Source organism: Pseudarthrobacter sp. HLT1-7, assembly GCF_059383435.1.
Genome location: NZ_JBWZCH010000024.1, coordinates 1 through 18025, shown reverse-complemented (window position 1 = coordinate 18025; position 18025 = coordinate 1). Strand labels below are relative to the sequence as shown.

The window sequence follows — 18025 nt, the reverse complement described above, 5'->3', positions numbered from 1 at the left end:
GCGGCTGAGCGCCGGAGCGGAACCATTTACGTTGAGTTGGCTTCAGAAAGGTGGAACCTGCGACGGCTGGGGATGATGCCCCGGTCTCGGGAGGCATCGACGTCGCCGGTCCCGAATTGGGGAACCGGCTTCACCTGGACCGCCGCCGCTAGGGCGTGTCTCCCAATAGGGTGCTCCAGATGACGACGGCGTGCAGGACGGTCGCTGAGCAGTAGGTGAGGGCCAGTTTGTAGTAGCGGGTGGCCAGGGAGCGCCAATGTTTGAGGGTGTTGAAGCTGCGCTCGATGACATTGCGCCGTTCGTAGGCGTCCTTGTCGTAGGTGACGGGCCGTCCGCCGGCGGAGCCTCCGCGTTTCCGGTTAGCTTTCTGGTCGTCCTTTTCGGGGATGACACATTCAATGCCCCGCCCTGGCAGGTAGGTCCTGATCGCTTTGGATGAGTAGGCTTTGTCAGCCATGGCCCGGTCCGGGCGGGAGCGGAACCGCCAGGGACCTTCCCGTTCGACCTTGAGGGCGGCCATGAGGTGTTCAAGCATGGGCGAGTCCCCGCACTGGTCTGGACCCAGGAGTAGCACAAGGGGGCGCATGTTGCCGTCAACCAGGGCGTGGATCTTGGTGGTCAGCCCGTCGCGGGAGCGGCCGATGGCGATCATCAGGCTCATCGAGCGGATTCATGTAATTCGACAGGTCCCCCTGTGTGGCGGGGAAGGTTCGTGCCGTGCTGGTGGGCACGGTTCACCGTGGAGTCCACCGACACCTCCCAGTTGATCAACCCTTGAGTATCGGCGCGGGTCAGCAACGCGGCCAGTGCCTGATCCCAGATCCCGTTGGTGCTGTTGCGCTGCGAATCAGGATTTGGCACTACAACGTGGGCATTCTGAATCTGGTCCACGGGCTTAAGGAACGCTGCGTGGCGTCGGGATCCTTGCGGATCCTCTGGCTTGTGATTGTTAGCGGAACGTGGCGGTTAGATCACAGCGCAGAGGGCGGTTTCGTCCCGTTAGAGAATCTACTCTCAACAGTTGCTCTTGAATGGATCCACGAGGTCTGCCGGACCTCGTGGACTATTTGGCCAGGAACTGGATCAGTGCTTCGTTCCATTCGTCGGAGTGGCTTACGTTGCATCCGTGGGGGGCTGCGGCGATGACGCGCAGTTCACTCCCGGGCAGGGTTGCGTGTGTGCGCTGACCGGATCCTTCGAAGGGTACGATGGCGTCGCCGTCGCCGTGGAGCACGAGCGCCGGCACGGTCACTTTGAGCAGGTCGTCACGGAAATCGGTGCCGCCAAAGGCGGCCATGCACGCGAGGGCCGCTTTCTTATCCGCCTGCTTGCACAATGCGAAGGCATCCTGGCGCTGTTGTTCGCTGACCTTGAGTTCTCCGTTGACGGAGAAGAACTCGCGCGTGAATCCGTCGTAGAACTCGTCTTCGTCCCTGGTAAGGTCCGCTGTCATCTTCGTGGCCGCATCCTTGGTCAGGGGCCCCTCGGGGTTGTCGCCGGTCTGCATCAGGTAGGGCGGGACCGCGGACGCGAAAACGACGCTGCGCAGCCGTTCCGCTCCGTAGAGGCTGAAGTAGCGGGCTACTTCGCCGCCGCCCATGGAGAAGCCGACCAGGGTGACGTCATCGAGTTCCAGCTGCTCCAGCAGGGCGTGCAGGTCCTCGGTCAGCGTGTCGTACGTATAGCCAGTCATTGGTTTGTCGCTGCGGCCGAAGCCGCGCCGGTCATAGGTGATGACCCGGTATCCGGCGTCTTGAAGGGCCGGCACCTGGGCCTGGAACGCTTCCCCGGACAGCGGCCACCCGTGGATCAGGACCACCGGACGACCCGGCCCTCCGGTGTCATCCACATGCAGGTTGGTGTCCTTGAACAATCCGTGATGTGCAGTGATTTCAGTCATGACTCACCCTTCGATGCTCGTACCGTGCCGGATGGGGCCAGCCTACACAGACCGGAAGCATGATGTCTTTCACATCAGAAAACTATCTCCGGACAACATGGGCCCGGTCCGGGCCGGTTATTCCGCGAGTCCCCGTCGGGCAGTCCGTAAGGGCGGGGGTGACGAATAGGGTGTGTGGGGTAGTTTCCTGATGGACGCGCCGTCCGGCGGGTGGCGGACCATACCCCTTTCGAAGGGGATTTTTCATGAAAACCACTACTCGTATTTGGGCCTCAGCCGCGGCAGTTGCGCTGGCGGGCATTACCGGGTGCGCTGCTGAGGGCGGGGGCGCACCCCCCGCGCCGCCTGCAACCAGTTCCGCCGCCTCCCCAGCTGATGGGTCGGCGCAGGCGTCCGAAGGGGTTATTACGATCAGGGGCTTCGCGTTCGAGGTCCCGGCGTCGGTGCAGCCGGCGGGGATGGTGACGGTGACGAACGCGGACAGCGCCCCTCATACCCTGACCGCCAAGGACGAGGGCGGGTTCGACGTTGAGGTCCCGGCCGGTGCAACGGTGAGCTTTAAGGCTCCGGATTCCCCGGGTGAGTACGGGATCATTTGCAGCTTTCATCCGCAGATGACCGGGACGCTGGTCGTGAAATGAGCCGCCAGGAACTACAACCGACCAAACGGACACGCACCTTGTGGGTGCTGCGTGTCGGTGTCGCGGCCGGTCTGGTGGTCAGTGCCGTAGTCCATGTCCAGCTCGCCCCGGGCTATCAGCAGGCAGCTCCTGGCGGTCTCGGGCAGGGGACCCTGTTTCTGATCCAGGCAGGAGCCGCGGCCCTGGCCGCGGTGTTCGTCCTGCTCAAAGGGTCACGTGCCGCTTTCGCGGCTGCCGCGGTGGTGGCGTTGTCGTCCCTGGGTGCGGTCATTCTTTACCGGTATGTCCAGGTCCCCGCTGTTGGGGCGCTGCCTTCGATGTATGAACCGGTCTGGTATGCCGCCAAGACCATTACGGCGGTCGCCGAAGCGGCCGCCGGGGCCCTGGCGGTGGCCGGGTACGCCCTGCTGCACAAGACCCGGCCCGGATCAGGGCCGGCTGCCAGGGGCCGCCGCCGCGGAGCTTCAACTGCTTGACCCGGGCCGGTTTGCCGGCCCGGGTCAGGCACCCCTGGTACCCGCCCGGCCGCGGTCTGCCACAGAACATGTGAGCTGGGTCACATCTTTAGCCATCCTTGTCCGGTAGTGTTCCGAAGTACGGGGCCCCTTTCCTGGGGGTGCCTAACATCACACGCGCGTGTATGAGGAGATTATTCCGTGAATAAGACACTTCGCTTTATGGCAGTCCCCACCCTGGCCCTGGCCGCCCTGGCCCTTTCCGGTTCCCCTGCGATGGCAGCGGACCAGTCCTACCAGTCCACTTTGGGCCAGCTCAACGGCAGCGCCGGCTCGGGCAGCATCACTGTTGATGTCAAGGGCAACCAGGCCCACGTTGTCCTGAAGGTTTCGGGGATGCCCGCGACCTTTATGGACGCTCCCTACCCGCACGTCCAGCACATCCACGGCGGCAAGCAGGGCATCTGCCCGGCCCCATCCGCGGATAAGGACGGCGACAAGGTCATCTCCACGACCGAAGGGGATCCGTTCTATGGGCCCATCGTGACCACCCTGTCCACCAGCGGTGACACCAGCCCCGCAGCAGGCCTTGACCTCAAGGTCGGCGGCCAGGGTGCTGCCTACACCGTTGACCGCACGTTCGAGCTGAACGCCGAAACCAAGGCAGCCCTGGACGCCGGCACCGCGGTTGTGGTCGTTCACGGTCTTGATCCCGCCACCCTGAGCGCCGCAGGACAGGCCGCCAAGTCCGATCTGGCCCCCACCCTTCCGCTGGCCGCCACGTCCCCTGCCCTGTGCGGGACCTTGAAGGCCGGCCAGATGAAGGTGCCGGCAGGCGGAGCTGACACCGGTGTCAGCCAGAAAACCGGTACTGACACCGGTGCCCTCGCCGTCGGTGGCGGCCTGGCCCTGGTCGCCCTCGCCGGTGGAGCCTACGTTGTCCGCCGCCGCACCGCCGGTTCAGCGGCCTAAGCACCGGCTGACCGGATCACTACTGTGAGAACCAAGAATCCCGGCCGCCGCGGGGGCCTCCGGGCCACCACGGCGGCCGGGGTTCTGCTCCTGCTGGCCCTAACCGGCTGCGGTGCAGGAAACAGCGGAACGCTGGACGTCGGCTCCCCACCTTCCGCTTCAGCGGTACCCTCCGCGGCAACCACCCCCGCCGCACCCGGTTCCGCAGTACCGGCACCTCCCGCATCGAGTCCGGCTGCCGCTCCTGCCGTGGCAGAGCCCGCGGTGCTGGCACGATCCGAGCCGGTGACCCTGGAAATCCCGGCCATCGGCGTGCGAACCGACCTCCTCAAGCTTGGACTCCGAGAGAACGGCTCCCTGGAAGTACCCCCTACCGGAAGCGGGGCACCGGCCAGCTGGTACAACGGTTCCCCCTCCCCCGGGGAACGTGGCCCCGCCGTAATGCTGGGCCACGTCAACGCACTCGGCGGCGGCACCGGAGTTTTCGCTGACCTCCGAAAGCTCACCCCCGGAGCTGAGATCAATGTCTCCCGGATCGACGGTACCACCGCGGTGTTCACCGTTGACCGCGGCGCCCAGTACAGCAAGAGCCAGCTCCCCACCCTCGAGGTCTACGGCAATACCCCCGGCGCTGAGCTCCGGCTTATCACCTGCGACGGGTACGACCCCGCCACCGGGCTCTTTGATGACAACTACGTCATCTACGCAAAACTCAAAGTCTGAACCACGGAACTCCCGCTTTTTCCGGAAGCGGCAAATGGCGCGAATGGACTGGACATGAAACACCGAAAGCACGCCCTGGCTGCCCTGGCCGTCACGTCGCTGCTGCTCTCCGGCTGCGCAGCAGCCGCCGGATCCGTCGCACCGGCCACCCCCGCAGTCCTTCCCTCGTCGTCCTCAGCTGCCGCCGAATCAGGGCACGCCGACGCCCACAGCCACGGCTCCTCCCCATCCCCGGGCGCGCCCCAAGCTCAGGGCCCCAGCGACGCTGCCCTGATGGTATGCGGGGACCAGCCGATGGACAGGCTCACATCCATCCTGGATCTGGACTCGAAACCGCACACAGTCAATAACTGGGCCGACAGCACTTTTACCTGCACGTACCACCTCAAAGAGGGTGCCCTGAAGATCTCCGTCAGGGAAGCGAAAGATCAGGCGTCGGCACTGACATACTTCGATGCGATGCAGGCCCTGGCAAAGGACGCCGAACCCATCGAGGGTCTGGCGAACCTGGGCTTCCCGGCCTACGAAACCGCTGACGGGTCAGCCGTTTTCCAGAAAGACAGCTTCGTCCTTCAGGTGGATGCTACCGACCTGCCAGCGGCCCTGGGACCGGAGAGCATCAGCCGGAACGCCCTGGCCTACCAGCTTTCGACCACCATCCTGGCCTGCTGGATCAAACACCCCTGACACACCCCCGCCGCAGATCACTACAGCAGGGCAGACGGAAGGTTTCATCATGAAGGCGAACACCAGAACACTCAGGGCCCTCGGACTGGCGGCAACAGTAATCGTGCTGGCTCTGTCCGGCTGCGGCGCCCCCGGCACGTCAGGGTCCGGCACGTCAGGGTCCGGCACGATAGCAGCACCGACAACGACGGAACGATCAACCTCAGCCCTGCCTGCCACCACTGAACCTGTTCCCTCGACCTCCAACCCAAGCTCTTCACCCGCAGCGCCTTCGGCGGAGATACTGATCAAGGGCTTCAAATACCAGGGTGCGGACACCGTGAGCCCCGGAGCGACAATCAGTGTCACCAACGAAGACATTGAAGCGCACAGCGTCACCGCTGACACCGGTGCCGCATTCGACGCCATCATTAAAGTCGGCACCGGCACCTTCACCGCCCCGACCAAACCCGGGACCTACCCCTACCACTGCAGGTTCCACGGCAACATGAAAGGCAGCCTCACCGTGAAGTGACACTTCGCGTGATGTGCCTGTCGTATGGCCCGAACCGTGTTGGCCCTTGCCGGCAGGGCCCGATAACTGACGTGAGTTGCTGAAAACGTCCCGACTCCCTACGCTCTACGCTCTACGCCATGCTCAGGGACGGAACCCTTTACCAGCCCCGCAGCGCCGCCACCTGAAGCCAGATTCTTCAAGCGGCAGACTCAGCACGAGGATGCTTCCGCCTGTCATGCCAGTTAACCAGTTAGAGACCGGCATGTGCCGGTCTCTAACTGGTTTCCCTCTGCCTAAGAAATCTGTGGTGCAGCATCCGGACTGATACGAAAGTACGGTGGGTCAGGCTGCGGTGGTCGGGGTGATGGTGACGTTGAAGCCGAGGCTGTTGAGTTATTTGATGGCGTTGTTTTTGGCTTTGATCGGGTCCAGCCGGGGTCGGCGTAGCATTCACCGTTGGCGAGCAGGTGTCAGGCGGCGGTGAGGATGGAGTGTTCGATCGCGACGATGGCTTTCATCGGTCCGCGCCGGGCGGAGATGCGCCGGTATTTGGCTCCGAGGTAGGTGTCCTTGCTTCGGGACGCGGACAGCGCCGCGGTGCCCAGGGCGGCTTTGAGGTATTTGTTGCCGGGCAGGATGTGAGCGGATTTGATCCGGCCGGCTGATTCGTTGGAGCCGGGACAGACAGCGGTCCAGGACGCGAGCCGGCCCGGGGTTTCGAACACGGACATGTCCGCCCCGGTTTCGGTGATGATCACCTCAGCGACTTTGAACGAGACTCCGGGGATGGTGGCAGGAACAGGTCCGCCGTTTCAAAGACTGCCAGGTCTCCTCCGGTGGCGCCGAGGAACTCAGCGGTGAGGACGGGGCCGAAACCGGGCATGCTCAGCAGGACCGGTGCATGGGAGTGTTCCACCACCCGTTCGGAGATGAGGGCATCCAGCCGGCCAGTTCCTGTTGCAGGTCAAGCGGCATGAACGAGAACACGAATGGGTTGCTGCGCCCGTACTTTCCGAAATACTCGGACCTGTCCATTTACACTCCCCAGCACTTGGCAGATGTCGCCTTGGGCCTCAACAACCGACCGCGGAAAACCCTCAACGACGAAACTCCCGCAGAGCGCTTTGCTAGGCTCCTAACCACCCACACCTAACCGCCGAGTGTTGCGACGATCGTTAGAATCCACCCCGCCACAAAGGACCTGGATGAAATTGACATACACACATCCTATGAAACAAGAACGGCACATAACGCCCGCACCCGTGCACACTGACCCCTGAAGTCCTCAGTGTCGCCCATGGGTTTGCAGAACCGTTGGTTACTAGAATCATTGGTTCCTAGAATCATTCAGTATTCATACTGCAGCGTGGGAATTCCCGACGGCCGGGCCGCCCTGGCGAGGAAAGGGTTCTTCCATTGCCTGCCGGAGCTTGATGATGCTCTCCCGAATCCGGCTTTTTACCGTGGGCAGGGGCACGTTCAGGGCTCCAGCCACTTCGCGGTACGTGAGCCCGCCAAAGAAGGCAAGATTGATCGCGGCTTGCTGCCTGTCAGAGAGCGAGAGCAGGTGGCCTCTGATGTCAATCGCCTCAAAAATTCTGGTCACTTCCTCTGCCACCTCGTCGTGGCCGGCAGCGTAGTTCGCCAAGGTATAGCGTGCCTGCCGGTTCCAGCGGGATTGTTCGGCCCGGACGTGGTCCACCGCTCGGCGCCGGGCGATGGTCAGCAGCCATGCCATCGCCGACCCGCGTACCGGATCAAACCTCTCGGCTGTGTTCCACACCTGGAAGTAGACCTCCTGGGATGTGTCCTCGCTGAGTTCCCTTGAGATGAGCACCGCGCGGATCTGGACAAACACCGCGGCGCAGGTAAGGGCAAAAAATTCCTCGAAGGCGTCGTTGTCGCGCTCGGCAATGCGGCCCAGCAGCCCGGCCAACGCCGCCAGGTCCAGGCTCCCCGGCGGATCCCTGTTCTCTTCAGGGGTCACAAGGGACGCCTCGGATGCGGGTGGGGGTGGCACTGCCATGATCGGCCCTTCAGGGTCGGAGTGAATCTTAGGGGCCGGGCCGGTGCCGGGAAACCAGCCCCGGGAAAGTACATCAGAACGCAGCCCTAACCGGAGTAGGCGGTGCGGCCTGACCTCCGTGCCGGGCGATGAGGGAAACGGCCATCCCTTTGGCCCGGGTGACCGCTTCCGTGTCTCCCTCCACCGCGGAGACGACGGAACCTTTCGTCAGGAGCAGGCTGGGCTGGCTGGTGAGGATGTAGTCAGCCGCGGCTGGCCCTCTCATGCGCAGGCCCGGGCGGATGACTCGCCTGGCGATCCTGCACCTGGCGGGCATTTCCCCCTCGCGCATAGCGGTCCAGAAAGCCGGCGAGGAGGCGGGGAGTTCCCTGCGGAGCAGACACCAACTGATGTATACCCCGTAAACTTCGTCGTCGGTCAGGCTCTGGCCTGGCTCGGCAGAGGCGATGGAATCGGCAAGAAACAGTGAATAGAGTGACGCAGTCATGGTCGACCTTCCGCCCCGGAGGGGCATGCCAGCGGAGTAGGGGATGGCAGATCTCGATGTACCTGAGGTCCAGGCCTGGCGCATCCGGCACCGGGTCCATCGAAGGTGCGGCGCGGCCGCCCCGAGCGGCTGCGAGGGCTGAAGTGCAGCCGGCCCGGTGTCCGCGCCGGTGTCCGGGCACACATTCTTTACTCATCCGGTGTCTGGCTGGCCGCGCTCTGGCGGCCCTGAGTTAGCTGTCCGATAGTTCAGGGAGTCCGCGACGTCCAGAACTTCCAACGCCGTCATGTGGGCTGCGGTGGCGACGTCACGGATGGGCATGCCATGCGTAACCGCCCACGCCACGGCTATCTGTAATTCCGGAGCGGCATGTTCATGTTCAAAATCCGAGGGGGTGGTTCTGGCAGCGGCCTCTTCGACCGCCCGAATGGCATCGCCAGTCATCGCCATCGGCCCCCCGCTCCGGCAAGGACTGGTGGCCCTGGAGTGACTCGCCGCCGGTGCCATGGGTGACGTCGCCGTTCCGGGCAGCGCGCATGGGATTTCGCGACCTGGCACGCTCAACGGAGGATCCCCGGGACACGGCAGGTCGTCGCCAGTGATGCTATGCGCGCAGGTCCATGGTGGTGTGCTGGACGGACACGTCGCGGAGAACGCACGGCCTCCTGCGGACGTGCAAGGAAACGGCAATGCAGAAGGGCATTGAGTGTCTGGGTGCCTTCGATGTGAGGGTTCCTCCCTGGAAAACTGCGCCTAAAAGAAAGGGCGCTGCCAGGGTCCGGGGCAACACTCACAGCGTAGGCGAAGAACTGCGGGTTGGAAAGCTCGGGCGCGCCCGTAGTACGAAGCAGTGTAAGGGCCGCACTTGGGGCCCTTTCGGGCGGGGGTCCCTTTAGCGAGCACCAGGCGCATGGTGCGAGGAGGGGCGTCGGCCTGGAGATGGGGCGGATGACAACGGCACCCCGTGGGTCATTCGTGGTGGCTGCGGGCGCCTCCGTCGGATCCTTCCGGCAGCACGGGCGAGAATGGCGGGAACCAGGTCGCGGGGGTCTGCCGTCGCCGGGCTAGAGGCTGAGCGTGCGGTTGATGACGTGCGTTGCCGTGTCATGCAAGCCCTGGTTGTTCGCGCGGGCAAAGTCGCGTAAGCGTCGGAAGGCCTCTTCCATGTTCACTCCCGCGGTGTGGGCAATGACGCCCTTGGCCTGCTCGATCAGGACCCTGCTGTTCAAGGCGCGCTGCAATTGTTCGTTGACTAGGGCCGATTCACGGAACGTGCGTTCCTGCAGGATGCTGATCGTCGCGACGTCGGCCAGGGCCTGGCCGATGGCGGAGTCCTCCCGGGTCAGGGCTCCCGGGTGCTCACCGAAGAGGCCCATGGCGCCAATGGTCTTACCGTGAACGCGCATCGGGACGGCGTGCACGGAACGGAAACCCTGTGAGAGCGCCGCTGTTTGGAATTCGGGCCATTTCCCGTTTAGGACGCGGATGTCCTCCACCTCAACGGGCGTTCCTGTCTGGTAGCACTCCACGCAGGGCCCGGATCCGGCCCGGAGTTGGAGTATCTCAACGAGCTGGCTTCGTTCGCTGGTGGAGGCCAGGACCTGCAGTTCGCCGTGCGGATCGGCAAGGAGCAGACCAGCGGCAGCGGCGTCCAGCAGATCGATGGACACTTCAACGAGGGCATGGAGTAAATCCAGCACATCGTAGTCAGCAACCAGCGTGTCTGTGATCCTCACGAAGGCGGCGCTCACGCGCTCGGCGCGGCTTGTCGTCACCATGATTCCAGTTTACTCCAGCCCGTCGTTGTCGCGTTGATCATTCCGGTGGGTAAAACTCAGGCGGCCCAGTAGAACCTCATCAGCGGTGTCACGCAAGGTCACGGAGTTGGCGAAGGCATGTGCGCGCAGTAGCAGCAGGGCATCTGCCGCGCTGACCCCGGATTGAGCCAGCACCATCCCCGTTGCCTGGTGAATTTCCCGCCTCGACATCAGGGCAGCATCCACGGCCGGGTCGGTGTCAGCGGACTTCACCGAAAGAACATGGCGAAGCAGCTCCCATGCCGTTTGACGAGCGAGCACCCCTGCGGCTGCATGGTCGGTATGACTTAGGATTCCCGGTTTCGTGCGATAAAGTTCCACGACGCCCAGATCCATGGCGCCGATGGTCAGCGGGAAAACAAACAACGCGCCGACCTCCGTGTCCTGGACAGCTTTGCTAAAAACGGGCCAGGAATACGGATGAGTGTCGTGCACGTCCGGGACCAGAACCGGCAGGCGCGTACGAAGAGCCTCCCCCCGTGGTCCTTCGCCCAGATCGAACTGCAGCTCATCAATTCGGGCGGCCAGCGGGTCGCTCGCACACACCAGGGTTTCCGGTGCGGCCCCGCCAAACATGGAGACGGCAGCACCTGTTACCTGCAACTGCCTCAGAAAGGGCGTGCACAGGTCCGCGTCGACCGGCGGGGTAGCCGGCGAAACTCCTGAGTCAACCACGGGACATGCTTCGCGGGAATCGGGCAGGGGCTTCGGCGGCAGGTGCACTATCCATGGCGAGCCTCACATCCCCGTATTCTCATGGTCCGGCAGCGTGCCGGAAACTGCTTCTCACCGCTAAGAATAACGCCCGTCGTGCCCGGTTCGCAGGTCGAGCTGCTTTCCGGGCAGAACGGCCCGCGTCCCGGGCCAGTCCCGGCAGATACCTCGAGTGTAAAAAATGGCACTTCATGCTGAGGGGTCGCGTTCTCACCGCGGTGCGGCGTCGTGTAGAACGACCGGGGCGGCGGCGGCCTTATCCGGCTGGCGTTGGGCATTGGCCTGACTGCACGCTTCGATAAGGTGCTCCAGCAGTCCCCGGTCGGGGGACCCGAGACAGGCGGCGACCCATGTCCGCAGCCGTTGCCTGTTCACTGCGAAGCGCGGATCGGGATCGGGATCTTCGAGAATGGAATCGATCACTTCCCGGGCCTGCGCCACGATGGAAGAATTACCTGCGGCTGACGGCAACCTGTGCGGAACGCTGACGCCAACAGCCTCCCGTCGCGATGACATGTCCCGGGTGAGATGCTGTACTACCGGATTGGTCGCCCGTTTCAGGGTCATCCCGATTTCGGACCGTGGATCCGGGTTGCGGGGAATTGAAATTTCAGACATTTGGATGCTCCTGGACGCTGAGTCGGTGGGCAGCCGGGGTCCGGGGCATTAAGCAAAGTTTATCCCCGGAATAGCGCCTCTGGACAGCCGCCGCACTGGATTCAGCATGCGCCCTGGCACTGAGCCTGCTCGGACACAGCCGGAGGCTTTCCAACCGGTAGATGCCCCCACTTCAGAGCCCGGTGCCACGACGGGTCCCCACGGGATTGTCCTGCCCGCAACCCGAATGGGGGCAGGCGGGACCGCCGTCTCACGCATTCTGGTCGGGCGCGGCGAAACCTCGGAAGGCACCTAGCGGATCCGAAACCCGGCCCACCCCGGACCGGTCCAGCCCGCGTTCTTTGCCGCCCGACGCGGCTGGCGTTAGGGCCAGCCGCAGCGTCGGAAACCGGATTCCGGCGGGGTCATTAATGTTCCCTGCGGCCATAATGAGGGTAGGCGGTGACACGCCGAGGGATTCGAACGAAGGTCTGGTGCGAACGGTATGCGTTCTTTTGACAGCATGTTCACGTACTCCAGCGCGCTGGGGGCCAGTGACTGCACCGCGGGGACGTTTCTCTTCGATGCCGTGACCGGGCTGATGACGTGGTCCGATGCAATCTATCGGATCCACGGATACCGGCGGGGAAAAGTCGTGCCCACCCTTGAACTCGCCCTGGCACACAAGCACCCGGACGACAGGGCGAAAATACGGGAAATGAACGCCGGTCTCGCTCAGGCCGGAGGGCACTTCTCCAGCTACCACCGCCTCATTGACTCCCACCAGCGCGAACACACGGTGCTGGCTTCCGGGGAGGCCGTCCTCAACGCGACCGGCGGGCTCTTCTCCATCGCGGGAATCATGGTGGACCTGACCTCAACGGTCCGCTCCGAAACAGCACGGGCCACCAGGGATGCCGTCGCCGGAGCCGTCCGCGCCCGCGCCGTCATCGAAAGAGCCCTGGGCATTCTTATGGGACGGCTCAGCATCAGTGCCGATGCAGCCTTCGCCCTGCTCTGCGTCCACAGCAACCACACCAATACAAAACTGGCCGCCATAGCCTCCGAGCTTATCGGCCTCGCCGAAGACCCCCGCAACGCGGCCGCGCTCACTACGCTCGTCCATGACCTACAACGCCATAAACTCATGCCCCTGCGGTATGCCGGACAAGGTCAAGCAGCCGGCCTCTCGTGAATCGTAGGAACATCGTGTCGGTGGACGGGTTGCTGCACTTCACTGCAGGCATGGAAGCCAGCGCCCGGAATATCACGACCGCTGGACCGCCCAGCGCCATGTCCACACACCCCCGTCCGGACAGGTCTTCCCTACCCGCCGATGGCCCCTGACGCCGGTGGCGCCGAGGACGGGTCCGAAGCCGGGCATGCTGAGGCGGGTCCGGGCGTGCCGGGGTTCGGTGACCTTCTCTCTGATCAGCACATCGAGCCCGGCCAGTTCGTTGTTCAGAGTGATGATTTCCTGGGCGAGGGCGGCGACATCGGCTCCTCCAGTGCTGGGCCGGGACGGTGGTGTGCTGGGATTTCGCAGCATCGACTGCGGCCTGGGCGACCGCGGCGGACGAGCGGGTACCGTGTTTCTTCAGCCACGCGTACCACCAAGGGCTCAACGCCCAACGACTGCCGGAATAGCCAAAAAGGGCAGCTGAACCACCTTTGGAGCATCAATCGCGTAGTTTTGGTTTCTTCGGACGGCCGTGTCTCCGGTCCCTGGCGCGGACGGCTAGAGATGCTCCAGCTCGGGGCCGGGAGTGGCCTGGTCCGCGGTGGCTTCGGCTTCGACGGCGCGTTTGATTGCCCGCTTCTCGCGGCGGCGGTCGTTGAGCAGGCACAGGCCGATGGCGGCGAAGAACAGGGCCAGCATGGGGCCGGCTAGGTAGAACATGCTCATGGCGTCCGCGCCGGGCGCAGCCATGGCCGCGAACAGACAGACCAGGAACACCGTGATGCGCCAGCTCTTGACGAGCTGCTTGCCCTTGACCAGTCCGGCCAGATTCAGCCCGAACAAGATGACCGGCAGCAGGAACGCGATGCCGAAGGCCAGCAGCAGCCGCAGGACGAAGGACAGGTAGATCTGGGCACTGATGAAGTTCGAACCGCCGGAGGGGGTGAAGTCCGTCAGCACACGCACCGCGTTGGGGAGCACAAGCCAGGCCAGGAGCACCCCGCCCACAAACAGCGGCACCGCGGCAGCAACGAAGGACAGCGAGAGCCGGCGTTCCTTCTTGTGCAGGCCCGGGACGATGAAGGCCCAGAGCTGGTACAGCCAGACGGGGCTGGCGACGATAAGTCCCAGGAAGACGGAGACCTGGATCATCAAGTCGAAGGAGCTCGCCACGCCGTCGAAGTTCAGCGTCGCCTGCCGTCCTTCGTGTTCGTTCAGGTCACGGATCGGCTTGATCAGCGCCGCGAGAAAGGGCTGATAGACGAGAAAGCCGACGACGGTCCCCAGCACGACGGCGATAGCGGCCCTGAAGAGCCGGTCCCGCAATTCCTTGAGGTGTTCCAGGAGCGCCATCCGCCCCTCGGGATTAGGTCGACGGCTCATGGCCACTGCCGCGGCATCTCAGATGCGGTTCGGCGACCGAACGCCGGGTCCGTCTGCGGTGCGGCTATCGGTGACGGTGGACTTCGGGCCGGCGGCCACGGGTCCCTTGAACGGCCCCGAGCTGGCCTCGGCACCCGTGGTGCCGCTCTTCTTCATTTCACGGACTTCAGACTTAAAGATCCCCATCGACCGGCCAAGGTTCCGGGCCATGCCCGGCAGCTTCGGGGCAGCACAAAGCAGCAGAACAAGAACGATGATGATCAGATGCCAGCCCTCAAGCCTCATAACGGGAAATCCATTCCTGTGAGTACTTCCTGCGTCTGGCTGAAGCAGTGTCGCGCCGCGACCGCGTGCGGCCGTGGACCGGGAGTGCCCGTGCGGGCAGACCATAGTCCAGTCCCCGGCCGCGGCCACCGATACCAGACCTGGACCCTGCTGCGGAGCCGTACGGGCCGGACGCAGGTTCCCGGTGACCTCGCCTGGCTGATCATGACAGCAAGGGTCAGTGATCAAGCCCCGGGCAGCCAAAGCGACACGTGGGTCAGACCGGGCGCTGCCGTGGCCGAACGCGTGCCGTTCCGCACGGGGGGGACGAACCTCCCGGTCAGGGAAGGCTGCCGCCCCTGCGGCCTGCCTGCCCTGACCCCGGCGTTTCTACTGGTGGTTCTCGGTGTTAAGAGCCGCCGGCGCCGGCGCTGGTGTTGATTTGGCCGTTGACGCCCTTGGGGAAGAACCCGCCTTCGCGTACTGCCTTGGGGGTCAGGTAGGCGATGTTCAGGACCTGTCCGGCGCTGCGGCTGAAGGCGATGCCGTTCGCGTCCGTGGGGACGAGGTTGGCGGTGTCTTTGGTGCCGATGCCCTGGTCGAGGTCGGTGGATCCGTCGAGGCTGTCCCGGGCATCGGAGATGGCCTGGACGGGCATCTGCAGATCCCGCGCGTACAGAGTGGTCCGGATGATGCCGGCGTGGTAGGCCTCGACAGCGAGGATACCGGCGGCGGCTTCGAGGTAAGTTTTGTTATCGATCAGCGGGGCCGCTCCCTTGTAAGCGGTGACGCCGACGTCCTCGAAAATGAATGCGCCCAGAAGGAAGCTGATTTCATCGGCGAAGGGGTTAAATTTCTGGCCTGCCTTGATCAGGCCCGCGGCCTTCGCCGCGGCGGTGAAGCTGGCTTCCAGATCAATCTGGGGCCGGGAAACCGCCGCTTTGCCCAGTGCGGTGCGGAGGAACTTCACATGGGATTCTTCATCTGCAGCAATTTCTTTGGCGTATTTTTCGATCAGGCTTCCGGACTTGAACGGGACCTTGGCTCCCCCGGTGACACCACCCTTGCGGCCCTTGCCGTCCGTGAGCCCGTCGCTCAAGCCCCTGCCCGTGACGGCACGCAGGTAGAACTCAGCCTCAAGGTATTCCAGGTTAAGGGCGAAGTTCAAGATAGCCCCGTCGCTGGGCCCCTTGCCGGATTTTTCTGAATCCTCTGCTTCAGATGATGCGTGGGCCGGTGAGCCGGCGGCGAGCAGGGCAGCGGCGCCGCCGATGCCGGCGATCCCGGCGGCCCGGAACAGGATGCGCCGGTCCAGCGGGTCTTCGGCGCTGCGGCTCATTGCATCGGTGATGAATTTCTGGTCGAACATCGGTGTGCTCCTGTCATGAGTGCATTTTTGAGACCATGACAATTCGCAGGGTACTCCCGCCGGGCGGCGGCCGGAAGAGTCAGCGCGAAACTGTGGGTTCCCGGGGCCGGGAATCGCGTCAGGTTTTCCGTTCAGTTTTGCTGTTCCGTAGACCGGCCCCCTCACCGCGGGACGCAACCGAGCCATACCCAAAGGTCGGGATAACGCGTCGGCATAATCCGTCCGAATCGGCGCCCAGGATGGGGGAACGGGACCGCGGCGGTGGCCTCTCTGACGGCCGCGAAACCCATTTCTGTGCCATGTTGATCACCGAGCGGGTTTCCGTCCGGCCGGTCGCGATGTCATTGATATCAAGGGTGAAACAGGACTCGCCCTGGTAGCTGGCGCCCTCGTGGCCGACCCGATCGATCTCGACGAACCCGTGATCCCATGGTCTACGGCGGCCGGCTCCGTCGAAATAGGCTCCCGCGAGAACCAATGGATACAGCCGGCGCAAATAGGAGAACGCCGCGGCCATTTAGGAGGCGCAGATCGGTGAATGGGCGGAGTGTCTGATGCGCGCCTGCCCCGTATCATCCGCCGACCCAAACCCCCGACGACCGTCTGGGTCGGCATCACCCAGGTCGGATGTGCTTCTCTCACGAAGGTGAGGCGGCATACTCCCATACAATATGTGCCATGGAGTCCGCAGTGCTGTGCCCGGAGTGTTTTCACATTCGTCCGGACCTAGGAACCCCTCCGCTGAAGCGCTTGCGCGGACTCGGGCCGGCCCTGGCGGGGCGATGCCCTGTGCTGGTCGAAGCAGAGGAATCCGTCGGTGGTATAGCCGGGCCCTGCTGGTGCGCCAACGAAATTCACAGGGAGACTGCCCGGTTGCCCGGACGCGGAAAACACCCCCGGCCCCCGTCAAGGAAGACAGGCACGGGGGCGTCATAAATTCCCACCCACTTCGGGGGGATGTCGAAATCAGGGGACCGGGCTGCGGCCTCCTCTGAGGCGGTGGGCAATCGCTGCCTCACCGGCGTGTTGCCGGGAATCGGATTCCCGGGTTTTCTGAGCCCCGGCCAGATATTCGGAAGACGGCTTGGACGGTCGGAGGTGCAACGGGGAAGTCTGCCCGTTGCGCCCCCGGCGGGTCAAAGCGGGTGGGAGGTGGCCGGGTCCAGTGCGTGCAGCACGGCGCCTGTCACGATGCCGTAATCCAGGTGCGGGATGATGTCGCTGGCCCAGTCCGCAGGAGACCAGGTGCGGGGATCGGTAATTCCCAGAACGGTCATAGGGCCGTTGCTGCCGATCAGTGCGCCGGCCGCCGCAATCAGTGACGAACCGAGGAGTCCTGGCAGGTATCCGGCCTCCCGGGAAAGCCCGAGGACCGCCCCGACGCCGGCGCCGACGACCAGTCCTGTCAGCGGGCCGAGCCCGGCTAGCTGGTTCGTGCGTTCCTGCTCGTTGCGGGGATCCTCACGCCGGAGACGTCGGCCAGTTTTTCCACGGTGACCTCGGGCGTGCTGCTGGCGGGGCGGGCCCGCCAGATCATGTCCAGGTAGGTGAGGGTGTTCAGGGGTGTGGTCCCGGCGGAGCCAGCTGCGGCCCCGGAGGCCAGTGCGCGGAGGATTTTCATGGCTTCGGGGCAAGTCCGAGTTGGGTGAGCATGCCCAGTTGGTCGCTGCTTCCCCAGCGCTCGACGAGTTTGCCGTCTTCGAAGCGTCCGATCTGCATGCCCCGGATTTTGAAGGTTTGGCCGGTGGGCGGGTGACCCATCAGCGGCCCCTGATGTGTCCCGGTGATCGTGTACGCGAACGCGACGTCGTCGTCGGTGGCTGTGAGGTGTTCGACGTCGAGGTGCAGATCCGGAAAAGAAGAGCGCAACCCTGTGAACAGGTCCTTGAATCCCTGCGTGCCCGGTCCTTGTCCCGGTGCCGGGTCGTGGTCGACACAGCCGGCCGCGACGACGTCGTCGAATTCTTCGAGTTTGCCGCTGTTTACAGCGGCGCCGAAGCGCTCCTGGGCGTGGATATTGGCGTCCCTGGTCATGGATCCTCCGTGTGTGGCTGTCAGGCCGGTCCGTGCGGAACGGTCCTTTGTTGTCATCTGTCATCCTGCACGCTGGTCTGCCCGGGAGCAAGGGCAGTGGCAGCGGTTTCGGCCGGGCTGCCTCAGTCCGGGACTCCCAGCCGGCGGGCCCGGGGGGGGGTGTCCCTATGTTTTTTGTCAAGCGGTTTGGGGAGCTTTTTCCTCGTAGAGTGTGTCGTTGCGTAGCATGGCGTGGATGACGTCGCAGCGGCGGCGTGCCAGGCAGATGACGGCGGCGTTG

23 protein-coding genes and 2 pseudogenes are annotated in these 18025 nt (G+C 64.2%); 8 read left to right on the top strand and 17 right to left on the bottom strand.

Annotated elements, in window-relative coordinates; translation table 11 throughout:
- Window positions 1-148: 148 nt before the first annotated feature.
- The 3 genes from AC50X6_RS17640 to AC50X6_RS17630 all read right to left on the bottom strand — a co-directional run bounded on the left by AC50X6_RS17640 (window position 149) and on the right by AC50X6_RS17630 (window position 1900).
- Complete coding sequence (locus tag AC50X6_RS17640) at window positions 149-661, bottom strand: IS5 family transposase (RefSeq protein WP_494967454.1); 513 nt, start codon at window positions 659-661, stop codon at window positions 149-151.
- The gene (locus tag AC50X6_RS17635) at window positions 658-891 is read right to left on the bottom strand and encodes a hypothetical protein (RefSeq protein ID WP_494967453.1); all 234 of its coding nucleotides are present in this window, start codon (window positions 889-891) and stop codon (window positions 658-660) included. Before AC50X6_RS17635 ends, AC50X6_RS17640 begins: the two co-directional genes overlap by 4 nt.
- Before the next feature lie 172 nt (window positions 892-1063).
- Window positions 1064-1900: an alpha/beta fold hydrolase gene (locus AC50X6_RS17630; RefSeq protein ID WP_494967452.1), complete on the bottom strand. Its 837-nt coding sequence runs from the start codon at window positions 1898-1900 to the stop codon at window positions 1064-1066.
- 245 nt (window positions 1901-2145) lie between these two features.
- Between AC50X6_RS17630 and AC50X6_RS17625 the strand changes: the two genes are divergently transcribed.
- The 6 genes from AC50X6_RS17625 (at window position 2146) to AC50X6_RS17600 (ending at window position 5892) form a co-directional block, all read left to right on the top strand.
- The gene (locus AC50X6_RS17625) at window positions 2146-2541 is read left to right on the top strand and encodes a cupredoxin domain-containing protein (RefSeq protein ID WP_494967451.1); all 396 of its coding nucleotides are present in this window, start codon (window positions 2146-2148) and stop codon (window positions 2539-2541) included.
- Window positions 2538-3017, top strand: coding sequence for a hypothetical protein (locus tag AC50X6_RS17620; RefSeq protein ID WP_494967450.1), 480 nt, complete (start codon window positions 2538-2540; stop codon window positions 3015-3017). The genes AC50X6_RS17625 and AC50X6_RS17620 overlap by 4 nt, the downstream gene beginning before the upstream one ends.
- Window positions 3018-3197: 180 nt before the next feature.
- Window positions 3198-3968, top strand: coding sequence for a hypothetical protein (locus tag AC50X6_RS17615; protein WP_494967449.1), 771 nt, complete (start codon window positions 3198-3200; stop codon window positions 3966-3968).
- 24 nt (window positions 3969-3992) lie between these two features.
- Window positions 3993-4691: a sortase domain-containing protein gene (locus AC50X6_RS17610; protein WP_494967448.1), complete on the top strand. Its 699-nt coding sequence runs from the start codon at window positions 3993-3995 to the stop codon at window positions 4689-4691.
- 54 nt (window positions 4692-4745) lie between these two features.
- A complete protein-coding gene (locus AC50X6_RS17605; RefSeq protein WP_494967447.1) occupies window positions 4746-5378 on the top strand; it encodes a hypothetical protein in 633 nt (210 codons plus the stop codon).
- A gap of 49 nt (window positions 5379-5427) precedes the next feature.
- Window positions 5428-5892 (top strand): cupredoxin domain-containing protein, encoded by a 465-nt coding sequence (locus tag AC50X6_RS17600; RefSeq protein WP_494967446.1) that lies wholly within the window; start codon window positions 5428-5430, stop codon window positions 5890-5892.
- 386 nt (window positions 5893-6278) lie between these two features.
- Here the strand turns inward: AC50X6_RS17600 and AC50X6_RS17595 are convergent.
- Window positions 6279-6665: pseudogene (locus AC50X6_RS17595) on the bottom strand (transposase); the annotation flags it as partial.
- The gene (locus AC50X6_RS17590) at window positions 6629-6757 is read right to left on the bottom strand and encodes a hypothetical protein (RefSeq protein WP_494967479.1); all 129 of its coding nucleotides are present in this window, start codon (window positions 6755-6757) and stop codon (window positions 6629-6631) included. The pseudogene AC50X6_RS17595 and the gene AC50X6_RS17590, both read right to left, overlap by 37 nt.
- Window positions 6758-6844: 87 nt before the next feature.
- On the opposite strand from AC50X6_RS17590, the pseudogene AC50X6_RS17585 reads away from it, so the two are divergent.
- Window positions 6845-7027: pseudogene (locus AC50X6_RS17585) on the top strand (transposase); the annotation flags it as partial.
- Window positions 7028-7228: 201 nt separating this feature from the next.
- Here the strand turns inward: AC50X6_RS17585 and AC50X6_RS17580 are convergent.
- The 5 genes from AC50X6_RS17580 to AC50X6_RS17560 all read right to left on the bottom strand — a co-directional run bounded on the left by AC50X6_RS17580 (window position 7229) and on the right by AC50X6_RS17560 (window position 11536).
- Window positions 7229-7861 (bottom strand): sigma-70 family RNA polymerase sigma factor, encoded by a 633-nt coding sequence (locus tag AC50X6_RS17580; RefSeq protein WP_494967445.1) that lies wholly within the window; start codon window positions 7859-7861, stop codon window positions 7229-7231.
- A gap of 112 nt (window positions 7862-7973) precedes the next feature.
- Entirely contained in the window at window positions 7974-8387 is a 414-nt protein-coding gene (locus AC50X6_RS17575) for a hypothetical protein (protein ID WP_494967444.1), read from the bottom strand.
- 1064 nt (window positions 8388-9451) lie between these two features.
- Window positions 9452-10165 carry a GAF and ANTAR domain-containing protein gene (locus tag AC50X6_RS17570; protein ID WP_494967443.1) on the bottom strand — a complete coding sequence of 238 codons (714 nt, stop codon included), beginning with the start codon at window positions 10163-10165 and terminating at the stop codon, window positions 9452-9454.
- Between the two features lie 9 nt (window positions 10166-10174).
- Window positions 10175-10879 (bottom strand): GAF domain-containing protein, encoded by a 705-nt coding sequence (locus AC50X6_RS17565; protein WP_494967442.1) that lies wholly within the window; start codon window positions 10877-10879, stop codon window positions 10175-10177.
- A 249-nt stretch (window positions 10880-11128) separates the two neighbouring features.
- The gene (locus AC50X6_RS17560) at window positions 11129-11536 is read right to left on the bottom strand and encodes a hypothetical protein (protein ID WP_494967441.1); all 408 of its coding nucleotides are present in this window, start codon (window positions 11534-11536) and stop codon (window positions 11129-11131) included.
- A gap of 484 nt (window positions 11537-12020) precedes the next feature.
- Here AC50X6_RS17560 and AC50X6_RS17555 point away from each other — a divergent pair, with 484 nt between their 5' ends.
- Window positions 12021-12710 (top strand): PAS and ANTAR domain-containing protein, encoded by a 690-nt coding sequence (locus AC50X6_RS17555; protein ID WP_494967440.1) that lies wholly within the window; start codon window positions 12021-12023, stop codon window positions 12708-12710.
- A gap of 72 nt (window positions 12711-12782) precedes the next feature.
- Here AC50X6_RS17555 and AC50X6_RS17550 read toward each other — a convergent pair whose 3' ends face one another.
- The 7 genes from AC50X6_RS17550 to AC50X6_RS17520 all read right to left on the bottom strand — a co-directional run bounded on the left by AC50X6_RS17550 (window position 12783) and on the right by AC50X6_RS17520 (window position 17802).
- Window positions 12783-13064, bottom strand: a complete 282-nt coding sequence (locus tag AC50X6_RS17550; RefSeq protein ID WP_494967439.1) for a hypothetical protein — start codon at window positions 13062-13064, stop codon at window positions 12783-12785.
- Between the two features lie 189 nt (window positions 13065-13253).
- Window positions 13254-14048: a twin-arginine translocase subunit TatC gene (tatC, locus tag AC50X6_RS17545; RefSeq protein ID WP_494967478.1), complete on the bottom strand. Its 795-nt coding sequence runs from the start codon at window positions 14046-14048 to the stop codon at window positions 13254-13256.
- 48 nt (window positions 14049-14096) lie between these two features.
- Entirely contained in the window at window positions 14097-14363 is a 267-nt protein-coding gene (locus AC50X6_RS17540) for a twin-arginine translocase TatA/TatE family subunit (RefSeq protein ID WP_494967438.1), read from the bottom strand.
- 388 nt (window positions 14364-14751) lie between these two features.
- Window positions 14752-15711 carry a ferritin-like domain-containing protein gene (locus AC50X6_RS17535; protein ID WP_494967437.1) on the bottom strand — a complete coding sequence of 320 codons (960 nt, stop codon included), beginning with the start codon at window positions 15709-15711 and terminating at the stop codon, window positions 14752-14754.
- A gap of 1136 nt (window positions 15712-16847) precedes the next feature.
- Window positions 16848-16988 (bottom strand): hypothetical protein, encoded by a 141-nt coding sequence (locus AC50X6_RS17530; protein ID WP_494967436.1) that lies wholly within the window; start codon window positions 16986-16988, stop codon window positions 16848-16850.
- A 146-nt stretch (window positions 16989-17134) separates the two neighbouring features.
- Entirely contained in the window at window positions 17135-17332 is a 198-nt protein-coding gene (locus AC50X6_RS17525) for a hypothetical protein (RefSeq protein WP_494967435.1), read from the bottom strand.
- Window positions 17329-17802: an ester cyclase gene (locus tag AC50X6_RS17520; RefSeq protein WP_494967434.1), complete on the bottom strand. Its 474-nt coding sequence runs from the start codon at window positions 17800-17802 to the stop codon at window positions 17329-17331. The genes AC50X6_RS17525 and AC50X6_RS17520 overlap by 4 nt, the downstream gene beginning before the upstream one ends.
- Window positions 17803-18025 lie beyond the last annotated feature (223 nt).